The organism is Pseudomonas morbosilactucae (assembly GCF_023241715.1).
Lineage (GTDB): Bacteria > Pseudomonadota > Gammaproteobacteria > Pseudomonadales > Pseudomonadaceae > Aquipseudomonas > Aquipseudomonas morbosilactucae.
The window spans coordinates 1-1,480 of the sequence record NZ_JALQCW010000155.1 but is presented as its reverse complement, the minus strand read 5'-3'; the positions used below and the strand labels follow the sequence as shown (position 1 = coordinate 1,480).

Genomic DNA, 1,480 nt, shown 5'->3' with positions numbered 1-1,480 from the left:
TGGGCACCTGGTGCCTGACCAGCCTTGAAGAGGAGCAGAGCCATCTGCTCGCCGGCGGCATCCCGCGCAAACAAGGCTTTTCACTGGAGTTTGTGAGCTATGGCGACGACCTGCAGAACGTCTAGCGGAGATCTGCTGGACACCCTCTGTCATCAGTTTTACGGGCACCTGAATGGCAGCGTCGAGGCGGTGCTGGACGCCAACCAGGGGCTGGCCGATGAGCCACAACCGTTTCGCGCTGGGCTGCTGATCGTGCTGCCAGATCTGCAGGCCCAGGCCGAGGCCGCGGTGCAGCTCTGGGACTGATCGTCCCACATCAACAACCGACCCCGCCCTGTGCGGGGTTTTCTATTTCAGGAGCCTGAGCAATGAAACCTGAGTTCCGAATCGTCGCCGACGGCAAGAACATCACCGCACTGATCAACGATCGGCTTCTGACCCTGCGCACCTCGGATAAGCCTGGCATGGAGTCGGACGAGTTCGAGCTGCGCATCGATGACCGCGACGGGGCAGTGGCGCTGCCCAGCCGTGGCGCGAGCATCGAGGTGTTCATGGGGTACAGCGGCCAGGCCTTAACTCGTCTGGGCCGCTACACCGTCGACGAGGTGGTGCTGTCGGGGCCGCCTGACACCATCGAGATCCGCGGCAAGGCGAGCGACATGCGTGGCAGTGGCAAGACCACCCGCAGCGGTAGTTGGGAGAACGTGCCACTGCAGCAGATCGTTCGCGACGTGGCAGCGCGCAACGGCTGGACGCCGGTGTGCCCAGTCACCACCAAGGTGCCCCGAGTCGACCAGCTCAATGAATCCGATTTCAACTTCATCACCCGCCTGGCCAAGCAGCACGACTGCACGGCCAAGGTGGCCGACGGCAAGTTGCTGGTGCTGCCGCGCCAGGCCGGGCAAAGCGCGAGCGGAAAGGCCCTGGGTGTGGTCACCATCCGCCGCAGCGACGTGAGCCGCTATCAGTTCCGCCTGGGCGACAAGAGCACTCACAAAGCGGTGCAGACCAAGCACCAGGACAAGAAGACCGGAAAGCTGCAGGTGATCGACCTGGGCAACGACGAATCACCGGACGGCCTGCCGCCCGTGCATACCGACCGCCACATTCACCCGAACAAGACCGCCGCCGAGCAGGCCGCCAAGGCCCGCCTGGCGGCGTTCAATCGCAGCACCGCCGGCGTGCGGCTGGAGATGCCCGGGCGAACGGATCTCTTCGCTGAACGCATGATCAATGCCCAGGGCTTCAAGGTCGGCCTCGATGGCGAGTACCTCGCTGAGTCGGTGGAGCAGACCTTCACCCAGTCCGGGTGGAGCACCACGGTGGAATGCAACGGCGGCAAGAAGGGCAAGGCCAAAGCCGCCGGCAAGAAGAAAAAGAAAGAGACCAAGCCGCTCAAGGTTGTGCAGCTTTAACCCATCATCACTGGAGAAGACCCAATGACCATCACTGCGCAGCAGCTGCTGCAGATCCTCCCCAA

At 63.3% G+C, this 1,480-nt stretch carries 2 protein-coding genes and 1 pseudogene; all 3 read left to right on the top strand.

All coding sequences use genetic code 11. The features are described 5' to 3' along the window. Window positions 1-125: pseudogene (locus tag M1B34_RS33660) on the top strand (phage tail protein); the annotation flags it as partial. Then, the gene (locus M1B34_RS33655) at window positions 100-306 is read left to right on the top strand and encodes a tail protein X (protein WP_268267433.1); all 207 of its coding nucleotides are present in this window, start codon (window positions 100-102) and stop codon (window positions 304-306) included. The pseudogene M1B34_RS33660 and the gene M1B34_RS33655, both read left to right, overlap by 26 nt. A 62-nt stretch (window positions 307-368) precedes the next feature. Next, window positions 369-1,415 carry a phage late control D family protein gene (locus tag M1B34_RS33650; RefSeq protein ID WP_268267432.1) on the top strand — a complete coding sequence of 349 codons (1,047 nt, stop codon included), beginning with the start codon at window positions 369-371 and terminating at the stop codon, window positions 1,413-1,415. The last annotated feature ends 65 nt before the right edge of the window (window positions 1,416-1,480 follow it).

Excerpts from the sequence above, each read along its gene's own strand:
- M1B34_RS33650 (WP_268267432.1), top strand. The coding sequence starts at position 369 with ATGAAACCTGAGTTCCGAATCGTCGCCGACGGCAAGAACATCACCGCA.
- M1B34_RS33655 (WP_268267433.1), top strand. The coding sequence starts at position 100 with ATGGCGACGACCTGCAGAACGTCTAGCGGAGATCTGCTGGACACCCTC.